Source organism: Fuscovulum ytuae (genome assembly GCF_029953595.1).
GTDB lineage: Bacteria > Pseudomonadota > Alphaproteobacteria > Rhodobacterales > Rhodobacteraceae > Paragemmobacter > Paragemmobacter ytuae.
Genome location: NZ_CP124535.1, coordinates 3,519,650 through 3,539,196, shown reverse-complemented (window position 1 = coordinate 3,539,196; position 19,547 = coordinate 3,519,650). Strand labels below are relative to the sequence as shown.

Below are 19,547 nucleotides of genomic sequence, written 5' to 3'. Positions count from 1 at the left end.
CAACGCCAACGGGGGACACATGACCGACGACATCGCCGCCATCGCCGCCACCATCCCCGCCCTCGCGGGCTTCACCGGCACGCCCAACCGCCTGGGTGGGCTGACAAACCGCGTCTGGCATCTGGGCGACCACATCCTCCGCATCCCCGGCGAAGGCACTGCCGAATATATCGACCGCAACAATGAAGCCGTCGCCGCCCGCGCCGCCGCCCGCGCCGGGATCGCGCCCGATGTGATCCATGCCGATCCCGCGACCGGCCTGATGGTCACCCGTTTCATTGCAGATACCGTTACCATGACGCCCGACCTGTTCCGCAGCCGGGCTGGCAGCCCCGCCCGCGCGGCCCGCGCCTTCCGCCAGTTGCACGACAGCGGTGAGGTTTTCCCCGCCCGCTTCGACCTCTTCGCCATGATCGACGATTACCGCACCCTACTCGCCACCAAATCCGCCACCCTGCCCGAAGGCTATGACGACGCCTTGGCCGAGGCGCAGCAGGTCCGCGCCGCGCTTACCGCAAATCCCCTGCCCCTTGCCCCCTGCCATTGCGATCCCCTTTGCGAAAACTTCCTCGACACCGGCACCCGCATGTGGATCGTCGATTGGGAATATTCCGGGATGAATGATCCGACGTGGGATCTGGGTGATCTTTCCGTCGAGGCGGGCTTCGACGCAGCGCAGGATGCCGAGCTTCTGCAGGCTTATTTCGAAGGCCCACCCCATCCTGCCGATCATGGCCGCATGGTGATCTACAAGGCGATGTGCGATCTGCTCTGGACGCTCTGGGGCCTCATCCAGCACGCGAATGGCAATCCGGCGGATGATTTCATGGCCTATGCGACGGGACGCTTCGACCGCTGCCGGGCACTGATGCGTGACCCGGCTTTCGCAGGTCATCTCGCCGCGATCCGGGCCGGACGATAGGGCACAACGCAGGATTGTTGCAGTTTCGCCAAAGCCGGGCCAAAACGCGCCCAATCCAGCGTTCCAGGCAGAAAGATGTTCCCTATCCCTAAGGATGTGGCATTAATACTCATGATCGAGGCATGGGGTGCTTCGCGCATTCGGGTGGCACGGACTGATGCCTCTCCCGGCGACATGACTTTGGAACTCCCGGGCTCGTCGCATCATCGCGACGGACCGAGGGTCGGAACCCATCGCAATCTGGGGGCGCCTTGGCGTCCCCTTTCTTTTTGCGACAACAGAAAATTTTGTGAGACTGATTCGCAAGAGCGGGCCCACATCGCCCCAAAACCTTGTCGCGTAGGTCGGAACAATCAGACCGGAACAGCGCCTATTGTTTCCAAATGTGCAACAATATTTCAGTTTTTCCTATACTTAGGTCTGAAGCTGACCTGCCTACCGCCGAACGGCTTGGTGCGAATCCAATTGTGGCATAATCATGGCATTAACAGATGTTGATTCCGGCACCCCGCCGCTGCCACGATAGGTGTTCCCATGCTCCGCCTCGCCGCGCTTGGTCTTGCGTGTTCTATCGGCTTTGCCACGCCGACAATGGCCGTACCCGTGACCTTCGTTCTGAACAGGGACGCCCCTTCATCGATTGATTTCAACTGCGTTCCTTCTGCCTCTGATGGCAGTTGCGGCCTAAAAGCGCCAACCTTCTCGTTCCAGAACGGGGCAAACATCGTCGCTGATCCCGACAGCACATTCAAATTCCTGCGGTTCAAAGCGAAGCGGAATGTCGACAGCGATGACAGCAATGATGACGATGACTCGGAAGACGAGAATGAGGACGACGACATCCTCTCCGGCACCTTCACAACCACGGTGAAGCTTTTCATGCAGGCAGGCGGCTCGGACTTGATCAGCTTGATGTCAACCGGAACTGGCTCTTACACCACCCAAGACGGGGCCATCCGTAACTTCTCCCTCATCTGGTCGCCGATCGCCAATTTCACCGTCGATGGGGTGGGGGCGTTCTCAGCTGCATTCGAAAACATCGACCTCGCAGCCGCCACTGGTTTCCGCAGTGAGGACGATGACGAATGGGAAGATAAGTGGAAAAAGGGCATTAAGGTCAGCGCCACGATCACCCCGGTCCCCCTCCCCGCAGGTGCATGGCTCCTGCTCTCCGGGCTGGTAGTTCTCGGCGCGGCGCGCATGCGCCGCGGCGCGAAGGCCTGATCAATAGCCGTAGCCGTAGCCGTATTCCGGTCCGCTATAGCGGCACTTGTTCAGAACCACGCCCATCATGTTCGTCCGCGCCGCAATCTCGCGTTCGCAGCTGTCGATCTGTCCCACCGTGGACACCTCAGCCGCCACCACCAGCAGCGCGCAATCCACATGCACAAGGAAAGCCAGCGCATCATCCGTCACCAGAAGGGGCGGCAGATCGAAGATCATCATATCCGGCTGATATTCTTCCTCGATCGCGGCCAGGATCTCTGGCACCATCCCACCATGCAGCGTCTCTGCCGGGTTCCGCGCCGCCTCAAACGTGCTCGACAGCGCGAAATTCTCCCCATAGCGCAGGGCATTCGCGGCAAAGTGCTGCTCACCCGTCAACACCCGCGCGAAACTGTGCTTCTGTTTCAGGCGCAACATCTTGGCCCAAGACGGCCGCCGCAGGTCAGCCTCGCATAGGATTGTCCGGCGATCCTTCTGCCGCGACAAAGAAAACCCAAGGTTCAAGGAAACCGTGCTCTTCCCGCAGCCAGCAGTGGGCGAGGTAATTGCGACCCGCTTCCAGCCATTCGTCTTCATCTGATGCAGCACCTTGGTGCGCACCACGTCGAAGGCCGGGCCATCCCGCCCGCCGGTCATCGAAACCAGTCGCGCCGCCTCGAACACGCCGCGCTCCGGTTGATAAACCGGTAAGGCCGACCAAGAGTCCGTATCCGCACTGCCGCCCGCTGCAGGCAAGGCCCGCACCGCAGCATCGGCCCCCCCGCCCTGCCGCGCCTCCCTCGCCCGCGCAATCGCCGCCTGCAATCGTTCCATCCCCGCCCCCGTCACAAATTCATCCACAAAGGCAGACGCGCCTTGAGCTTATCCACCAGCAAATCCAACGGCATGACCTGCGTATGCACGAGCCACAGCGCAAGACCCACCACCCCCACGAAAGCCACGATTAGCAAAAAGACAATCGCGCGGTTCCGCCGCTTTTCTTGGATTGTCGTCACATAGGGCAGTACTGCGATCGGTGCGATACCCAATCCCGTCACCAGATCGGCAGGTCGGCGGATGGCACCCCATAGAAACTCCAGCACCGCCACCAAGCCAAGGCCAGCGGCAATACCGGCACCAACGCTTGCGACCACAAGCTTCGGACGGTTCGGCTTTTCTGGCTGGTCCGGGGCCACTGCCTGATCAATAACCGTGATCCGCTGCCCTTTTGATAGGGCCTCGATCGTCTCCCCCGTCTCGGCCTTCGCCCGGTTCACAACCGCTTGGTCGTACTGCGCCCGGGCACTGGCATAGTCCCGTTCCAACGCCTCCAAAAGAATGGCATTTCCGGGTGTCTTCGAAATGGTCGTGGTCAACTCGGCAGCTTGCGCCTGAAGTTTCGACAATTCGTCATCAACCAGCGAAAGCTGTGAATTCAGGTCCTCGCTGCGAATATCGCGCGTTGTCACCCGACCACTTCCCGCATCACCACCATCGGAGGATGCCGATGCCCCCCCGCGCAACCGCGTCAGTCGGTCGATCTGTTCAAACAAAACGGTGCGCTGACGCTCCAGATCCGCAAGCCGCACCTCTATCCGCGCCAGTTCCTGCCGCCGGAATTCTAGACTTTCCGGCAAAGCCGAAAGGTTTTGCTCCTTGAAGGCAAGGATGGCAGCAGAGCGATCAGCCAACACCTGCTCCAGCCGCTCCACCTCCTGCTGGAAAAATTCCAAGGTCTGACGCGCAACCACGGTCCGCATCGACACATCTTCCTGCAAAATCCGGGTCACAAGCTCGTTTGCAACAGCCGCTGCCATCTGCGCCGTCTCGGCGTCAAAGCTCACGCTCACCAGCGTCGCCTGCACCGCCCCGCGTTGCCCACCTTGCTGTGTGGTGTTGATCGCGATCCTGCCGCGCATGTCAGCGACAATCTGGCCCGCCGTTAGGGCTTCTTGCCCAGCTGCTTGCCGTCCATCATAGACACGAAGGCGATTGGCTATGTCGAGAAGGTTCTCACGTGCAAGCATCCGCTGCTGGATGATCTGCAACTGCTCGCTCGCCTGCGTCTGCACCGTGGATTGGGCCATTGCGTCAGGGATCTGTTCTGATTCAACCACAAGCAATGCCTTCGCCACAAAGACAGGCGGAAGAACCCGCGCGACAATCACGCCCGCGGCCGAGCACAAGAGGACGACAAGCAGAAACCAATGCGCGCGTCTAAGAAAACGCGAAAAGTAGAACCGGATATCCATTGTCTGGAATGCTCACCCTGCCATCGCCACCACCTGTCCGATGTGCCCCCAACAAGGCCTCCGTACAGTTGACCTCATAACTGCCCTGTCACACCGACGCTGGCAACACTTATGAACGTTTCCGTGGGCAGCTCGGCCAAACCCACGCGGCACTTGCCCTGCCGTGCATCTCAAAGGAGCAAATCAATCCAGAGTTGCGCGAAGCGAATCACCAATCACCTCAGATTGATGACGATTCCTGCAAACCAAGCCTGCATCCATCGCCGAAACGGAAACAATCCCCATCGCAATCTGCCTACACGAGCTGAATTTTCAGACTTTTGGCCCGGAAAAATCGGTCCGAAGCCCGATCGTGGTTAAAAGATGTTACTAACGCGGCATAAGTTAGTAATTGTTAAGACGCTGTCTGCCCATGCTTCCTGAGTCGTAAGAGACAGGGGTCCTAGTGCGGCGCCAGCGCGATTTGCAGATCAATGTTTATGGACCCGTATCCCATGACCGCCCCTTTCGATCCCTCGCGTGCAGGTTCGGCTCATCCGGTTGAGCTGTCGACGGATCGGGGGAACACCTATGGTCAGCTTCGAACACATCGCGGTCTCTACCGCAGCTTTGGCAAACGACTTCTCGACATCCTTTTCGTCATCGCTATCCTCCCGGCCGTCCTCCCCGTGATCCTCCTTCTTGCCGCACTGGTCGCTTTGGACGGTGGAAAGCCCTTCTACTCACAAGCGCGCGTTGGCAGGGGCGGCACGACGTACCGGATGTGGAAACTTCGCACGATGGTCCCAGATGCCGATGTAAAGTTGCAAGATTACCTGGCCGACAACGCCTCCGCCCGCGCAGAATGGAACCACACGCAGAAACTTCGCCGTGACCCGCGCGTCACGCGCATGGGACGGTTTCTGCGCAAGACCTCCCTCGATGAACTGCCGCAAATCTGGAACGTGATTGTTGGTGAAATGAGCATCGTGGGTCCCCGTCCCATGATGCCCGATCAGCGCCATCTCTATCTTGGCCGCGAATATTACGACCTCCGCCCCGGCATTACCGGCCTTTGGCAGGTGTCCTGCCGGAATGCATCAGGCTTCAGCGACCGCGCTCAATTCGACGCGACCTACCATCGCACTGTCAGCTTGGCCGTTGATGCCAAGCTCATCCTCGCCACAGTGTGGGTTGTCCTTCTCGGCACGGGTCACTGAGTACCAATGATTAATGCAAGACATTAATCACTGTTATTGGTAAGAGTTGAACATGTCGACTGACCGCCATCGCTCCAGTGAAATCGCCTTGTTGACCACACGCAGACTGCGGCATCGATCGACCCTGTCGGCGCTAGTGTTGGCTGCAACGCTCGGCCTCTCTGCCTGCCAAAGCTCTGAAGAAAAGGCCGAGGATCATTTCGCTTCGGCGAGGACCCTTGCCGAAGCTGGCGACGTCGATCGGGCCGTGGTCGAATTGCGCAACGTCTTTGAATTCGCTCCTGAACACCGCGACGCCCGGATTTTCTTCGCCGAACTCCTCTATGACAAAGGCGATCTCGCCGGCGCATATGGTCAGTACCAACTTCTCGTAGACCAACACCCCGATGCCTTCGACGGGTTCATCCAACTTGCCGAGATTGCGCTCAGCCAGAACGACTGGGATCGGTTCGAGGCCAACACGCGTGCAGCCGAACGGCTGCAACCCGACAGTCCGGTTGTCAAAGCCCTGACTCTGGCGCTCGACTACCGAAAAGCGACGGAAGACAAGAATGACGCTGGCCGCTCCCGAATAGCCGAGAAAGCGGTGGAACAGCGCAAGCAGCTTGCGGACAACCCCGCCTTGCGGCGCATCCTCATCGATCAGATCAGCCTTGGAGAAAACCCCCTCGACGCGCTGCCCTTGCTAGACGAAGCGCTTGCAGTGCAGCCGATCGATTACGGTTTGCAGGAACTCAAGCTGCGCCTGCTGATCGAAAAAGATGACAAGGATGCAGCGACTGCGCAGATGCGCAACATGATTGCGCTGTTTCCGACTGCGCAAAATCTGCCCCCAATGCTCCTGCAATGGTATCTGCAGCAAGAGGATGTGGATAGCGCCGAAGCGTTCCTCGCCGAACGCGCCAATGCCGCAGACGGCACGGTGGAAAACAACATCGCACTGATCGAATTCCAGCAAAGGTTCCGTGACGCGGATAAAGCTCGCGCCACCCTTGATGCCCTGATCATCGCCAATGAAGGAAAGCCCGATGCGGATCTCTATACGTCGCTGCGCGCCTCACTCCGCTTCGATCAAGGCGAGAGGGCTGAAGCCATCGCCGAACTGGAAGGCATTCTCGCAAGCGCTACTGCCTCTGATCAGACAAGACGCATCAAGACCCTGCTGGCACAGATGCTTAACGCAAATGGCGACAGTGCGCGCTCACGAATACTCATCGACGAGGTTCTTACAGAAGACCCCGGTCAGGTCGAGGCTTTGATAAATCGCGCGGCATGGCGCATCGCCGATGACCGCGCGGCAGATGCGATCATCGACCTTCGTGCCGCATTGGGCCAAAGCCCCAATGACCCGCGCCTCCTCGCGCTCGTCGCCGATGCCTATCTGCGCGATGGCAGCCGCGATCTGGCTGCCGACAGCCTGGCGCAGGCGGCACAGGCGTCGGGAAGCGCACCGGACTACGCTCTGCGCTACGCGGCCTTCCTTCGCGAAGATGGGCGCGACACCCTTGCGAAGACTGTCCTCTTCGACTCGTGGCGGAACAATCGCGCGCATCCCGGCCTTCTTGATGCGCTTGCTTCTCTTGCCGTGTCTTCCGAAGACTGGGCATTGGCTGCAGAACTCTCGGCGACCATGCGCAACCTCGAAAACGATGCCTATGCCGCAGCCGCCGACCAATTGGACAGTGCCATTCTCATCGGACAGAACCGATTGGATGAAGGCCTCTCGTTGCTTGAAGCAAGGGCCGCGAACAGTCCCGCAGATACGCGATGGATATCGCTCATCGTGCAGACGCAGATCCGGCGCGAAAAAACCGAAGATGCGCGTCGCTTCCTCGATGACGCACTTGCACGGCTTCCCGAAGATCGTGATCTGCAGCACCAATCCGCGGCGCTTGACGTCCTTCTAAGCCGCAATGTCGAGGCGATCACGCAGTATCGTAAACTGCTTGCCGAAGACCCGACGGATGACCTTGCTGTAAGGAGCCTCTACTCCCTGCTCCAACTCGCAGGGGAGCCGCAAGAGGCTGAGGCTGTCTTGGCAGCCGGTCTCGCCACCAACCCGGCATCGGCCGATCTGCGCTGGGTCAAGGCCTCAGCCTTGCAGCAGCAAGGCGACTATACCGGGGCCATTGCCATCTACGAAGACCTCTACGCCGAGAACAGCTTCAACGTTATCGTGGCCAACAATCTGGCAAGCCTCTTGACCACCATGCGGCAGGACCCTGAAACCGTCGCCCGCGCCTACAACATCGCAAGACGCCTGCGCGGCACATCCGTGCCCGCTTTCCAGGATACATTCGGCCGCATCGCCCATCTGCAAGGCGAAACGCTCGAAGCACTTCCCTATCTTGAGGCGGCGGCTTCTGGCCTGCCCCAAGACGGCTCGGTTCAGTTTCACCTTGGCGAAGTCTACGCCGCCCTTGGCAGGGTGGACGAGGCGCGCGAACGCCTTTCCGCCGCCATTGCCTTGGCTGGCAACGCCTCCCCCCCTTGGCGCAGCGCCGCGGAGGCAGCACTTGATACCCTAGACAGCCCCCAAGCAAACGGAACCCCGCTTGCCGAGCAGCCAACCGCAGGCGACAAAACGCCCGAGGACGATAGCCTGCCCGCACCAGCCGCGCAGCCCGCGGAAAACGCTCCAGCGGCAGCTCCCAGCGCAAACCCGTGACGCGCTGGGCTCTTCTCCTCTGTGTCGCTTGCCTTTTGGGCGGCGCAAAGATTGCCCCCGCACAGACCGTGCCCCCGCTTCTACCGCCTGAAGGTCTGACTGATCCAACCCTTGCCCTCGGGCTTTCGGGCCTCGCGGATTGGGGCAGCGCCCGTCCCTTCATCGACCAGATGCTGACCGCACGCCCGTGGTTCGGTGCCGCCGAAGGCGATTGGGAAACGATGAAACATGCGGACCTGGTGGCAGGCGGCTATGTTGATGAAGACGGCTGGGTCACGCGCCTGCCACCAGGCATAAAGGTGATCCGCACGATCTGGGCCTATGGCAAATCCACCGCCCGTGAACGCGCCGGAACCTACATCCTCACCTATGAAGGCGAAGGCCGCGTCCGCCTTGGTGGCGATGCGCGTAAAATCGACGGCCGCCCGGGCCGCATCGTTTTCTCGACAGAGGGTGGCACCTTTTGGCTTGATCTTTTCGACCTTGACCCGCGGGGCATTGGCCGACCAATCCGCAACATTTCCATTGTGCAGGACAAGCATCAGGCGCTTCACGAGGCCGGGGTCATCTTTCGCCCAGAATGGATCGACTCGATTAAGGACTCCCGCCTCATTCGTTTCATGGACTGGGCCGCCACCAACGGGTCCAGAGTGGTGCCGGGTGAGGTCCCCCTAATTGATGCCCGTGGTCTTTGGCGCATGAAGGGGCGCGGCGCGCCCGTTTCCCTGATGGTGGAACTGGCAAACCAGATCGGGGCCGACCCTTGGTTCTGCATGCCCCATATGGCCGACGATGCCTATGTCCGCGCCTTTGCCGAATACGTTTACACCAACCTGAACCCCGATATTGTCGCCCATGTGGAATATTCCAACGAAGTCTGGAACGAGGCTTTCTCGCAAGGTCGCTGGGTGCGGGAACAGGCCGCCGCCACATGGGGCGTTCCCTATGGTCACGAAGGCGGCCTTGCCTTCATAGCGCGCGAGGCGACACGCGACGCGCTGATCTGGGAAGATGTCTACGGCACCGACGCCACCCTGCGCCTGAACAATGTGCTTGCCACTCAAGCCTTGAATACTTGGGCGACTGGGCTGCTCTTAACGCCCAACGCTTGGATAGGGGCAGAATCAGAAACCTACCTGCCCGCCGGCGCCGTCTTCGACTCCCTTGCCGTGACCACCTATTTCGGAGCCAGAATCATGGCAAGTGAGTCTACGCGTTCCGAACTCGTCTCACGGGTCAAGGACGACCCAATCGCCGCCCGCAAATGGCTGATCGAACAGATTTCCAATCCTGCAAATCCCGACACGCCGGGCAGCAATCGTCGTAACTTAGAGGAACAGAAGGCCCTCGCAACCACCCACGGCCTCGCCCTTGTCGCCTATGAAGGCGGGCAACATGTGCACCACTCCTTTGCAGTGCCCGGCTTGACCGATGCCGATATTCAGGCCGTCACCAAGTTCATGATCGACTTCGTGCGCGGCCCGGAAATGGCCAAGATCACCGAAGAAAACTGGAACATCTGGAAGGAAATCGGCGACGGCCCCTATATGCATTTTGGCGACAGTGGTGCCGGCGGCCGATCGGGTAGCTTTTCGCTCGTGGATGCGCCGGGCATATCCAATCCGACCGCCGATCTCCTACACCAACTCAACCAAAGCACCCCGTCTTGGTGGGGTGATCCGGGTGGCACGCGCTACCAGCAAGGCCGACGCATCGATGGCAATGAACGCGACAACGCCCTTTCTGGAACCATCCGCGGCGATGTCATCTTGGCAGGTGCGGGCGACGATCTTCTAAATCCCGGACCGGGGCTCGACCACCTTCACGGCGGGGACGGCACGGACACCGTCATCCTGCCCGATCCGGCCAAGAGCATCACCTTTGAATTCGACGGCCCACGCACCATCGCCCGTGGCCCATCCGGCCGATGGCACCTCTTCTCGGTCGAACGGATTCGCTTTCCGGACGGCACCGAAATCGACACACCGACGCCCTAGACGCCCCTTCGTTCGGCCCACGCTGCCCGAACCAGTTTTGGCAACGTCCCGGCACAGGCCGCATAGCGCCCCGCCAGCCGTGCCGGATCACTCATCATCCGCCAGAACCACTCCATCGCGACCATCCTAACCCAGACGGGCGCGCGCTTCTGCGCCCCGGCCAGAAAATCAAGCCCCGCGCCGATTGAAAGGAACCCCAACTCCGGCAGTCGAACCCGACCCAACGCCGCCAATCGCTCCTGCTTGGGAGCTCCCAACGCCAACAGGACTAGCCGCACTCCACTTCCGGCCATCTGCGTAAGCACCGCCTCCGCGTCCGCGCCTTCGGGATCAAAACCCATTGGCGGCGCGATCTTCGCCACCACGCGAAGGCCCGGATGGGCCGCCTCAAGCCGCGCCGAAGCCAAGTCCAGCACCGTCGAAGTAGACCCGATAAACCCCACAGGCACGCCCAACCGCGCCGCAACCGCCATCACCGGTCCGATCAGATCGGACCCCGGCACCAGGTCAACCCGTCGCCCAGCAAGACGGCAAAGCCAGACGATCGGATTGCCATCCGCCACGACATGGGTTTGTTGTGCATAGGCTGTCCGAAAGGCCGGATCGCGCCCCAGCTTCACTATATGATCGAGGTTCAGCGTGGCCACCGCAAACCCGTTGTGGGCGCGCAGCCTTGCCTCCATCTCATCCAGCAAGGTCGCGCGCGATGCTGTAGTAATCCCAATCTCGCCCGGTGCCGGCATCCGAAAGACGACATGTCTTTGTCCGACCGTTCCGCCCGCCGCCACAGTCACCGCCCCAAATCCTTTCGCCACAGAACCTCGCGCCCGGAAAGCCCTGTTGCCACATGGCGGTTAACCTAGTTTAACATGACCACCAACGAAACCCCGTATCGGATGCCCGAGTTGCCTGCATGACCGATCCATTTTCCGATACGGAAGAACCCTTTACCATCATCATCCCTGCCAACAACGAAGCCGCGTGGATCACCGCTTGCCTAGATGCGCTGCTCGATCAGACACCGGATGCAGGAACCATGCTCGTGATCGTATCAGCCAACGCCTGCCGCGACGATACGGTCGCGCTGGCCCAGAGTCGCAGTGACGCCTTCACCGCCCGTGGCAGCCGCCTTGCCGTGATCGACAACGAAATCCCAGGCAAACCTGCCGCCCTCAATCGTGCCGATGCGCTCGCTCCGCAGGGTCCCCGCGCCTATCTGGATGCGGACGTCGCCTGTGCGCCAACCATGATTGCTGCCCTTCGCCACGCCCTCACCCCCGGCGAAGCGCGCTTTGCCACGGGTCGCCTGACAGTTGCGCCAGCCCGCAGCACCATCACACGTCGATACGGTCGTCTCTGGAAGTCGCTCCCTTTCAACGCCCCAGGCGCTGCACCCGGCGCAGGCCTCTTCGCGGTAAATGCTGCGGGCCGCGCGCGGTGGCATACCTTCCCCGACCTCATTTCAGATGACAGCTTCGTTCGTCTCCACTTCACCCCAGACGAAAGGATCGAAGTGGCCGAACCCTATCTCTGGCCCCTTCCCGAAGGCTTTGCCAACCTCGTTCGCGTCCGCCGCAGGCAGGATGCGGGCCTCGCGGAACTGCGCCAGAGAAAACCCGAACTCTTCCGCCCAGAGCAGGAAACCGCTGCGGCACCCGGCCTGATTTTCAAACTTCTCCTGCGTCAGCCACTAGATCTCGCCGTCTATATGGCCGTCCGGATCGCCGCCCACCTCCGCCCCGCGACCGGAGGTTTCACCCGTGGCCGTTGATCCCCGCCCCCCGCCGATAGAAGGCAAAATCACCGATCCGGGTCCGATCGCTTATCTGACGGGCGAATATCCCAAAGTCTCGCACACCTTCATCCAGCGAGAGGTGGCAGCCCTGCGCACGCTTGGTCTTCGGATCGAAACCTGTACCGTCCGACGCGCCAAAGCCTCCGAAATCGTTGGCCCAGAACAGCAAGCGGAAGCCGCAAGAACCTTCTGCATCCTTGACGCAGGGAAGAACCCGCTGCGCCTGATCGCAGACCACCTCAACCTGATCCGAACCACTCCGCGACGCTGGCTCGCCGCGCTCAAGCTGGCTTGGCGCTTGCGCCCGCCAGGACCCAAGGCGCTGCTCTGGCAGTTGTTCTACTTCCTCGAGGCAGGCATCCTTGCCCGCCACCTGCAAACCCGCGGGATCGTCCACCTGCACAACCACTTCGGGTCATCCTCTTGCAGCGTGGCCCTCCTCACTGCCACCATGACCGGCCTGCCCTTCTCATTCACCATGCACGGCCCGTCGGAGTTCTTCGAAACCTCCCATTGGCGCCTTGATGAAAAGGTAGCCCGCGCCGCCTTTACCGTGGCCATCAGCCATTTCTGCCGCAGCCAGCTGATGTACTTCTCCAATCGCTACCACTGGAACCGTATCCACATCGTCCATTGCGGTGTCGATCCCGAACGCTTTCCAGCGCGACCACCACGCCCAGACAGCCCTAACCATATCGCCTTTGTGGGGCGGCTTGATCCGGTCAAGGGCGCCCACCTGCTTCTCGACGCGTTGGCCGCGCTACGTGCGTCCCATCCCGACGTCACAGCAACTTTCATCGGCGATGGTCCACAGGCCGAACACACCCGCGCCTATGCACGCACCCTCGGCATCGATCAAATGGTGAATTTCCTCGGCGCTCAGCCAGAGACCGCTGTCGCATCTCTATTGCAACATTCCGATCTTCTGGTCCTTCCCAGCTTTGCCGAAGGCCTTCCCGTCGTCCTGATGGAGGCGATGGCCACTGGCCTCCCCGTCGTCGCCTCTCGCATCGCAGGCATACCGGAACTGGTCCGCGATGGCGAAAACGGCATCCTGATCCCAGCCGGTGACACGACCGCACTGATCCAAGCCATGGATCGGCTGCTCAGTGACCCCGCACTTCGATACCGCATGGGTCAAGCAGGACGTGAGAGCGTGCTGGCGGATTTTACGATAGAAGCCGAGGCTCGCCGCCTCGCCGGCTTGTTCACCACCTCCGTCACACCCTCCTGATGGGCTGCGTCTGGTCGGCCTCCCTCAAATCGCGCCGCACGTGAACCGCCTGCCGTCGTGAAACCGCCCGCGCCTCGTTTATACCTTGTGGAAGTACCGTCCCGGCCAAGGCCCCCGCCGCCAGCCAAGTGATGGGCTCAAGCGTTGCATTCGGGATCAAATCCAAAAGGTTGGCCGCAAGAACCGCCGCGACAAAGGCTTCCTCCGCGCCAAGACCGCGCCGAAAGGCCAATCGGATCATCGGAATACACAGCAAGCCAAACTGCGCCAGATACCCGATCCAACCGAACCCGTTCATCACGATGATCCACGCCCCATCCGTGACAGACGTCCGGTTTCCCCAATCGTCATAAATGAAGCCCCGACCCCAAGTGCCCCAGCCAAAAAGCGCCTTTTCGTTCGCTTTGGCCAAAAGCACGTCCTCGTTCTGAAGGCGGAACTCCAAAGATTGCGCCCGAGCAGGGCTTATATTTTTGGCAAAATTCTCAACCGCCTCGACAGGAACCAGCCCCATTCCCCGTGCCATCGGATACACCAGCACCACCACGGCCACGGTTGCCGCCACAAGCACGACTAGCCTTTGTCCGCCAAACAGAACAACAGCCCCCAAAACCATCGCAATCAAAAGCGCCCCCAACGACTTTGCAAGCACCAAGACAACCAGCAACCCAGCCGCCAAAAACAACCAGCGAAGCCGCAAGAATGGTTTCAAACCGGTCGGGGTCAATCGCCACAATGCCAACGAAGACAGAATCGCCAAGGTCAGGAATATCCCTACCCAAAGCCCGTGCGGCAGGAAGACAATCGGACGAAATCCACCATTCCGGAAATGCTGCGCAAATGAATGTGGAAAGAAACCATAAATCCATGTGTTCAATTGCGGGCTCAACCGAACTTCAATCAGAACCAGAGGCGCGTAAAGCAGGCCGCCCACGGCGAATGCCACCAACAAGGTACGACGCCCTGCCGGGCTGCCAAGGAATAGCCATCCGAGAACAAAGGGAATCAACGTTATTCCAAGGCTCAGCCCGATAGAGACCAAGTCATAGGCACGCATGCCGGGCAGGAAGAACGGCCCGGCTGGCACGGCTTCGGCATTGGTCAGCGTCGTGGCGAACACTCCCAGAAACGCGGCAAGAACGATGGCGATCAGCCATCCCTTTGACAAAAGACGGTCTTGCGGCTGCGTCTTTCTACTCCGTCCTGAGATCGCCTCGATAGGAGACTGGCCTACCTGGACGCCACTGCTTTCCCGTCGCAGTGCCACATTCTCATTGCGGCGAACGAAGTCAGTCCCACCGACAGACGCCGCGCCCGCAATAGCAGGGACCTTAGCCGTACCCCACCCTTTGCGCAAAAGCAGCACCGCGATCAGGGCCATCAAACTTGCCATCACGGACTTGTCGATCGCGGGAATCATGGGAAAGTCGATCACAGGCCGCACTGGCAAAAAAAGATAGGCGCCAAGAATGGTCCAAACCAAGGCCCGCTCTGGCGTCAAGACACGAAACAGCACGACCGTAACCAACGGCCAAGAAAACAGCACCAGATAGGCGGTAAGGTTCGGCATGCTGTGACGCGGTCGTCTTTCTTGTTGTGATCCCCCGCCCAAGGCGGTTAATTCTCATTACCTCAGGCAATAGACAGATTTGCAAGCATGAACGGCTTCAAGACCGCAGAGGACATGCTGTCGCCATCCCCCTCCCTCGCCGTCATCATCGTGAACTACGGCACGGCAGAACTTGCTCTCGCCGCCGCCGCCAGCGTGCTTGAGCAAGCCGTTCTGCCACCAGCCTTGCACCTGCATATCGTCGATAATGCCTCACCGGGCGATGACGCCCAAACGATCGAAAAAGAAATCACTGCTCGTGGCTGGCAGGACCGCGTCACGCTTTGGGCTGAAACCGTCAATCATGGCTTTGGGCGTGGCAACAACCTCGTACTTTGCGCCCTCTCAGACCAACCCACTTCCCCCGACTACGTTTTGCTGCTCAACCCGGACGCCATTTTGGAACAAAGTGCATTGGCCACCATGGCCGCGCTGCTTGACGCCCGCCCTGATGTGGTGGGCGTCGGGGCGGGCATCTCAACACCTGACGGGCGGCCTGTGACCGCCGCTTTCCGCTTCCCTTCGGTTCTTGGCGAATTCGAGTCAGCCGCAAGTTTCGGCCCCGTCAGCCGTATCCTGCACAAACACCGCATTCCCCTGTCACCAGACCACCCAGAAGGCCCGGTGGATTGGGTCTCCGGAGCAGCGGTGCTTTTCCGTTTCACCTCCCTGCAGCAAATCGGCTTTTTCGACCCGGGCTTCTTTCTCTATTTCGAAGAGGTGGATCTGATGCGCCGTCTTCGGGAAAGGGGCGACGTGATCTGGTATCTTCCGTCTGCCCGTGTGCGTCATGTCGAAGGCGCCGCAACTGGGGTAAAGCCCGGCACGAAGAGACGCAAACCAGCCTATTGGTTTCGATCTTGGTCACTGTACCACAGACGCGCCGGGACATTCCCGCGCGCCCTCGCCGCCGCCACCGCCCATGTTTCCGGCATCACCCTGAATCTCTTGCAGGCAAGTCTAAGGCGCGTCGAATCCGTCCATCCTCGCTATTACCTAAGAGATTTTGTGATCGGCGTTTTCCCAGCCCTGCTCTGGGCCAGGCAGGCGTTCAATGATTGAAGCCCCCCACCTTCCCCTAGGCCGCGAAAATCGTAGTCCAGAAGGCATCGGTTTTCTCGCCCTACTGCGCGAAGATTTCCAGACGCATGGACGCGCCCCTTTTTCTCAGGGCTTCTGGGAAGTCTTCTGGCACCACTTCGGAAATTGGCGGATGGGCATTCTCTCTCGCTCCTTGTGTATCCCGTTTTCCCTTGTCTGCGGCATCGGCGCTCAGCTCACTCAATGGCTTTGCTGGATCGATGTGCCCGACACAGTGCGCTTGGGGCGCCGCGTGCAAATTGAACATTTCGGGGGCATGATCCTGATTGCCAAAAGCAGCGGCACCGACGTGATCATCCGCCAGAACACGACCTTCAGCATACCCCGATTCGATCGCCCCCGCATCGGAAACGGTGTCGATATCGGTACGGGTGACGTCCTGATCGGTGCAATCAGCATCGCGGACGGGGCCGTCAGCGGGGCAAATGCCGTGGTAGCAGCAGATGTTCCTGCCGGGGCCATCATGGCAGGCCTGCCGGCGCGTAAATTTGGTCAAGAATGACGCATCTTCCCTCGCTCGCTGCAGTTGTCATCGGCCGCAACGAAGGCACGCGGCTTCTTGGATGCCTCGACAGCCTTGCCGCAGCCGGGATTTCACGCGTCGTCTATGTCGACAGCGGCTCAACCGATGGCTCGGCAGAGGCGGCAACAGCGCGCGGTGCTATAGTCGTTCGCCTTTCATCAGACCAACCTTTCACGGCGGCCCGCGCCCGGAATGCAGGGCTTGCCGCGCTAGAAGCCGAACCGCCCGAGTTCGTGCAACTGATCGACGGCGATTGCGCTCTGGATCAGGGCTGGATCAGCCTTGCGGTTGCCCATATGGCCACGATCCACGGACTTGCTATAGCCTGCGGACGAGTCCGGGAACGGTTCCCCGAAATATCTCCCTATAACCGCCTCTGCGATAGAGAATGGGACACGCCTATCGGCATCGCCACCGCTTGTGGGGGGAATGCCCTCGCGCGCTATGCGGCCCTCGCTTCCGTGGGCCATTTCAATCCAAATCTCATCGCGGGCGAGGAACCCGACCTGTGCCTACGCCTGCGCCGAAAGGGTTGGCAGATCGAAAGGCTGGATGCAGAGATGGTCCTCCACGATGCAGCCATAACCCGCTTTTCACAGTTCTGGCGTCGCGCGCGGCGTGCCGGTCATGCCTTTGCCGAAGGCCAGTGGCGCCACCGCAACGGAACAGAGGGCCATTACCTGCGCGAAACAAGGCGCGCGCTTTTTTGGGGGATGACGCTGCCCCTCGCTACTGCCTTGTGTTTTCTGATCCATCCCGTCCTTGGCGCAATCTTGGCAGCCGCATACCCGGCCCAAGTCCTGCGCCTGACCGCAAGGGAGGGGTTCACACGACCGGCAAGTGAAGCGGCCATCCTCCTCACCGTTTCGAAATTCGCCGAAGCACAGGGTGTCATCGGTTTTCACGTCGCACGGCTCATCCGTCGCCGTACCAAGTTGATCGAATATAAATGACGGCCGGTCCGTCCCTCACCGCACGCTCCCGTAGCACCGCTTATTGGACCGTGTTCCAAATCGGCGCATCAAGCGCGATGCGATTGGGCAGCAACCTGCTGCTCACGCGTCTTCTCGCACCGGAAGCTTTCGGCCTTATCGGCCTTGCAATGACGGTTGTCGTAGCACTCTCACTGCTCTCTGACATCGGTATCAACCGCAGCATCATCCGGGAACCGGATGGCGACACTCCAGCATTTCTACAAGCCGCATGGCGGGTAAAAGTGCTCCGGGGCCTCATCATCGCAATGGGCGTTTGCGTCGCCGCAATCCTGCTGTGGTTACTAGGCCCGCATTTCGCCGCTCCGGAAAGCGTCTATGCCGATCCCCTTCTTCCCGGGCTAATCGCGACCACGGCCTTCGTCGCCCTGTCTAGCGGACTGCTCAGCTGTAACTCCGATCTTGCCAACCGCAGGATGGACTACCGCCGCATCGTGACTGTGAAATTGTCAGGGCAGTTGATCTCCATACTCGCCACCCTTGGCGCAGCCTACCTCAACGGATCGGTCTGGGCTATCGCCATCGGAATCATCATCGGCGCGATTGCGGATGTCCTTCTCAGCTTTCTCTGCTATCCGGGTCCTCCAATGCGCTGGAACGCTGACCCGCAAATAGCAGCGCGTCTTTGGAAGTTCGGACGTTGGATCATGTTGTCCTCCGCTTTGTCTATCTTCCACACAAATGCCGAAAAGTTCATCCTTGCGGCACTCCTCACGCCAACGGAGTTCGGCCTCTACATCATTGCTGTGACTTGGCTAGGTTTCGGAATGATGCTCTTCAGTACATTACAGGGACGGATTGGCTACAACGCATTCAGTGAAATTTCCCTATCCCGGCGCCACGACCTACCGCGCGTATATCGCAAGTTGCAGTGGCTAGCTGATCTTTATCTCATCTCTGTCTTTGCCACCCTGCATTTCGGGGCATCGCCGCTCATCGACCTGCTCTACACTGACACCTATTCAGAAGCGGCCAGTTTCCTGTCACTCACCGCCTTTGGCGTGCTTTCCGCGCGATACAATCTCGCCACGGAATTGCTGATGAGCCTTGGCGACAGCCGCGCCCTTGGGATCGCCTCATCGATACGCAGCGTGGCGCTCGTCATCGCCTTGCCCCTCGGATATTGGACGGGGGGCGTGGTCGGCCTCATCCTCGCTTATGCGCTCTACCCGCTCGTGCAGGCGCCGTTTCTACTTTTCCGCCTGCACGGCCATCTGCCCAGATCGGTAAACCTGATGGATTTGGCATGGCCCGGACTTGTTCTCGTCCTCGCAGTGGAACTGGTAGGGTTCTAACGAAACGGAAGCCGACAGCCGCCACACACTCGAGACACTGAATGCTATGCGCCGGGAATATTCCGCCCAAAGACGCCGACAGGGGTAATATGGTCGCCACTCTTGCGAACAAGCAGAAGGTTCTGCATGGCCAGCCAAGGGTCCAACAGTCCAAAAGAAAGTCTTGATAACAGGCGATCCCGCCGGGCGGGTCCGTAGGCTACACTCCGCGCGACGAGTTCCAAACCAGATCCCGTCATCAACGCCTGCGCCGATCGACGTGAAAAGAACCGCAGATGCGTTCGGTCGAAAAGACCGCTCTCTCGATAATGCCAAGTTCCAAGAAAGGAACGCAGGACAGCGCGGTAATTCTGAACATTCGGAATGGACGCCAGAATGTATCCATCGTCAGGCAATGCATGATGAAGGCGCTCAACCACCTTCCAAGGATCAACGAGATGTTCGAGGACATCAAGGCACAGTACAAGATCGAACGGGCCATGTTCTCCCATGAACTGCTCAAGCGCGCCTTCCTGTTCAACGTCCAAGACCACTCCGACATCCACAGCCGAGACCCGCGAATTAATCGCTTCTTCCGAAACATCGACGACAGCCCCAAACTGCGCCCCGCATCGTTTCATGATGATCGAAGTGAACTGACCCGTGCCACCACCAATATCAAGCACGCGCCTGGCGGAAGGCGGAGCAAGCGAAACCGTCTCACTCTGGACGGAATTCTTCAGATACTGATACGCGTTGCGATGGTTCACCATCC

The 19,547-nt window shown here is 60.0% G+C and carries 16 protein-coding genes; 11 read left to right on the top strand and 5 right to left on the bottom strand.

Annotated features, from left to right (window positions below):
- The first annotated feature begins 19 nt into the window (after nucleotides 1-19).
- A complete protein-coding gene (locus QF092_RS17095) occupies nucleotides 20-922 on the top strand; it encodes a phosphotransferase (RefSeq protein ID WP_281465806.1) in 903 nt (300 codons plus the stop codon).
- A 534-nt stretch (nucleotides 923-1,456) separates the two neighbouring features.
- Nucleotides 1,457-2,146, top strand: coding sequence for a VPLPA-CTERM sorting domain-containing protein (locus QF092_RS17090; RefSeq protein WP_281465804.1), 690 nt, complete (start codon nucleotides 1,457-1,459; stop codon nucleotides 2,144-2,146).
- Here the strand turns inward: QF092_RS17090 and QF092_RS17085 are convergent, their stop codons facing one another.
- Complete coding sequence (locus tag QF092_RS17085; RefSeq protein ID WP_281465802.1) at nucleotides 2,147-2,962, bottom strand: CpsD/CapB family tyrosine-protein kinase; 816 nt, start codon at nucleotides 2,960-2,962, stop codon at nucleotides 2,147-2,149.
- A gap of 11 nt (nucleotides 2,963-2,973) precedes the next feature.
- Nucleotides 2,974-4,380 (bottom strand): GumC family protein, encoded by a 1,407-nt coding sequence (locus tag QF092_RS17080; RefSeq protein ID WP_281465800.1) that lies wholly within the window; start codon nucleotides 4,378-4,380, stop codon nucleotides 2,974-2,976.
- A gap of 494 nt (nucleotides 4,381-4,874) precedes the next feature.
- Here QF092_RS17080 and QF092_RS17075 point away from each other — a divergent pair, with 494 nt between their 5' ends.
- From QF092_RS17075 to QF092_RS17065, 3 genes are all read left to right on the top strand, one after another.
- Nucleotides 4,875-5,579: a sugar transferase gene (locus QF092_RS17075; protein WP_281465798.1), complete on the top strand. Its 705-nt coding sequence runs from the start codon at nucleotides 4,875-4,877 to the stop codon at nucleotides 5,577-5,579.
- A 52-nt stretch (nucleotides 5,580-5,631) separates the two neighbouring features.
- Nucleotides 5,632-8,247, top strand: a complete 2,616-nt coding sequence (locus QF092_RS17070) for a tetratricopeptide repeat protein (protein ID WP_281465797.1) — start codon at nucleotides 5,632-5,634, stop codon at nucleotides 8,245-8,247.
- Nucleotides 8,248-8,315: 68 nt separating this feature from the next.
- Nucleotides 8,316-10,244, top strand: coding sequence for a calcium-binding protein (locus QF092_RS17065; protein ID WP_281465795.1), 1,929 nt, complete (start codon nucleotides 8,316-8,318; stop codon nucleotides 10,242-10,244).
- Here QF092_RS17065 and QF092_RS17060 read toward each other — a convergent pair.
- On the bottom strand, nucleotides 10,241-11,038 hold the full coding sequence (locus QF092_RS17060; protein WP_281465793.1) for a WecB/TagA/CpsF family glycosyltransferase: 798 nt from the start codon (nucleotides 11,036-11,038) through the stop codon (nucleotides 10,241-10,243). The two genes, QF092_RS17065 and QF092_RS17060, sit on opposite strands and share 4 nt — an antisense overlap.
- A 119-nt stretch (nucleotides 11,039-11,157) precedes the next feature.
- On the opposite strand from QF092_RS17060, the gene QF092_RS17055 reads away from it, so the two are divergent.
- Nucleotides 11,158-12,015, top strand: a complete 858-nt coding sequence (locus tag QF092_RS17055; protein WP_281465791.1) for a glycosyltransferase family 2 protein — start codon at nucleotides 11,158-11,160, stop codon at nucleotides 12,013-12,015.
- A gap of 28 nt (nucleotides 12,016-12,043) precedes the next feature.
- Nucleotides 12,044-13,273: a glycosyltransferase family 4 protein gene (locus QF092_RS17050; RefSeq protein ID WP_420026548.1), complete on the top strand. Its 1,230-nt coding sequence runs from the start codon at nucleotides 12,044-12,046 to the stop codon at nucleotides 13,271-13,273.
- Here QF092_RS17050 and QF092_RS17045 read toward each other — a convergent pair.
- The gene (locus tag QF092_RS17045; protein WP_281465787.1) at nucleotides 13,260-14,843 is read right to left on the bottom strand and encodes a hypothetical protein; all 1,584 of its coding nucleotides are present in this window, start codon (nucleotides 14,841-14,843) and stop codon (nucleotides 13,260-13,262) included. The two genes, QF092_RS17050 and QF092_RS17045, sit on opposite strands and share 14 nt — an antisense overlap.
- Nucleotides 14,844-14,930: 87 nt before the next feature.
- Here QF092_RS17045 and QF092_RS17040 point away from each other — a divergent pair, with 87 nt between their 5' ends.
- From QF092_RS17040 to QF092_RS17025, 4 genes are read left to right on the top strand one after another with little or no spacing between them, the layout of a single operon-like run.
- Nucleotides 14,931-15,944, top strand: a complete 1,014-nt coding sequence (locus tag QF092_RS17040) for a glycosyltransferase (protein WP_420026477.1) — start codon at nucleotides 14,931-14,933, stop codon at nucleotides 15,942-15,944.
- The gene (locus QF092_RS17035) at nucleotides 15,937-16,485 is read left to right on the top strand and encodes an LbetaH domain-containing protein (protein WP_281465782.1); all 549 of its coding nucleotides are present in this window, start codon (nucleotides 15,937-15,939) and stop codon (nucleotides 16,483-16,485) included. The genes QF092_RS17040 and QF092_RS17035 overlap by 8 nt, the downstream gene beginning before the upstream one ends.
- Nucleotides 16,482-17,459: a glycosyltransferase family 2 protein gene (locus QF092_RS17030; RefSeq protein ID WP_281465780.1), complete on the top strand. Its 978-nt coding sequence runs from the start codon at nucleotides 16,482-16,484 to the stop codon at nucleotides 17,457-17,459. The genes QF092_RS17035 and QF092_RS17030 overlap by 4 nt, the downstream gene beginning before the upstream one ends.
- Nucleotides 17,456-18,793, top strand: coding sequence for an oligosaccharide flippase family protein (locus QF092_RS17025; RefSeq protein WP_420026476.1), 1,338 nt, complete (start codon nucleotides 17,456-17,458; stop codon nucleotides 18,791-18,793). The genes QF092_RS17030 and QF092_RS17025 overlap by 4 nt, the downstream gene beginning before the upstream one ends.
- A 44-nt stretch (nucleotides 18,794-18,837) precedes the next feature.
- Here the strand turns inward: QF092_RS17025 and QF092_RS17020 are convergent, their stop codons facing one another.
- Entirely contained in the window at nucleotides 18,838-19,545 is a 708-nt protein-coding gene (locus QF092_RS17020) for a class I SAM-dependent methyltransferase (protein ID WP_281465776.1), read from the bottom strand.
- Nucleotides 19,546-19,547: the final 2 nt, after the last annotated feature.

Bases quoted from the DNA above. Each gene is read 5' to 3' on its own strand.
- QF092_RS17030 (WP_281465780.1), top strand. From the start codon at position 16,482: ATGACGCATCTTCCCTCGCTCGCTGCAGTTGTCATCGGCCGCAACGAA.
- QF092_RS17070 (WP_281465797.1), top strand. From the start codon at position 5,632: ATGTCGACTGACCGCCATCGCTCCAGTGAAATCGCCTTGTTGACCACA.
- QF092_RS17040 (WP_420026477.1), top strand. From the start codon at position 14,931: ATGAACGGCTTCAAGACCGCAGAGGACATGCTGTCGCCATCCCCCTCC.
- QF092_RS17035 (WP_281465782.1), top strand. From the start codon at position 15,937: ATGATTGAAGCCCCCCACCTTCCCCTAGGCCGCGAAAATCGTAGTCCA.
- QF092_RS17085 (WP_281465802.1), bottom strand. From the start codon at position 2,962: ATGGAACGATTGCAGGCGGCGATTGCGCGGGCGAGGGAGGCGCGGCAG.
- QF092_RS17090 (WP_281465804.1), top strand. From the start codon at position 1,457: ATGCTCCGCCTCGCCGCGCTTGGTCTTGCGTGTTCTATCGGCTTTGCC.
- QF092_RS17020 (WP_281465776.1), bottom strand. From the start codon at position 19,545: ATGGTGAACCATCGCAACGCGTATCAGTATCTGAAGAATTCCGTCCAG.
- QF092_RS17080 (WP_281465800.1), bottom strand. From the start codon at position 4,380: ATGGATATCCGGTTCTACTTTTCGCGTTTTCTTAGACGCGCGCATTGG.
- QF092_RS17025 (WP_420026476.1), top strand. From the start codon at position 17,456: ATGACGGCCGGTCCGTCCCTCACCGCACGCTCCCGTAGCACCGCTTAT.
- QF092_RS17095 (WP_281465806.1), top strand. From the start codon at position 20: ATGACCGACGACATCGCCGCCATCGCCGCCACCATCCCCGCCCTCGCG.
- QF092_RS17075 (WP_281465798.1), top strand. From the start codon at position 4,875: ATGACCGCCCCTTTCGATCCCTCGCGTGCAGGTTCGGCTCATCCGGTT.
- QF092_RS17055 (WP_281465791.1), top strand. From the start codon at position 11,158: ATGACCGATCCATTTTCCGATACGGAAGAACCCTTTACCATCATCATC.
- QF092_RS17045 (WP_281465787.1), bottom strand. From the start codon at position 14,843: ATGCCGAACCTTACCGCCTATCTGGTGCTGTTTTCTTGGCCGTTGGTT.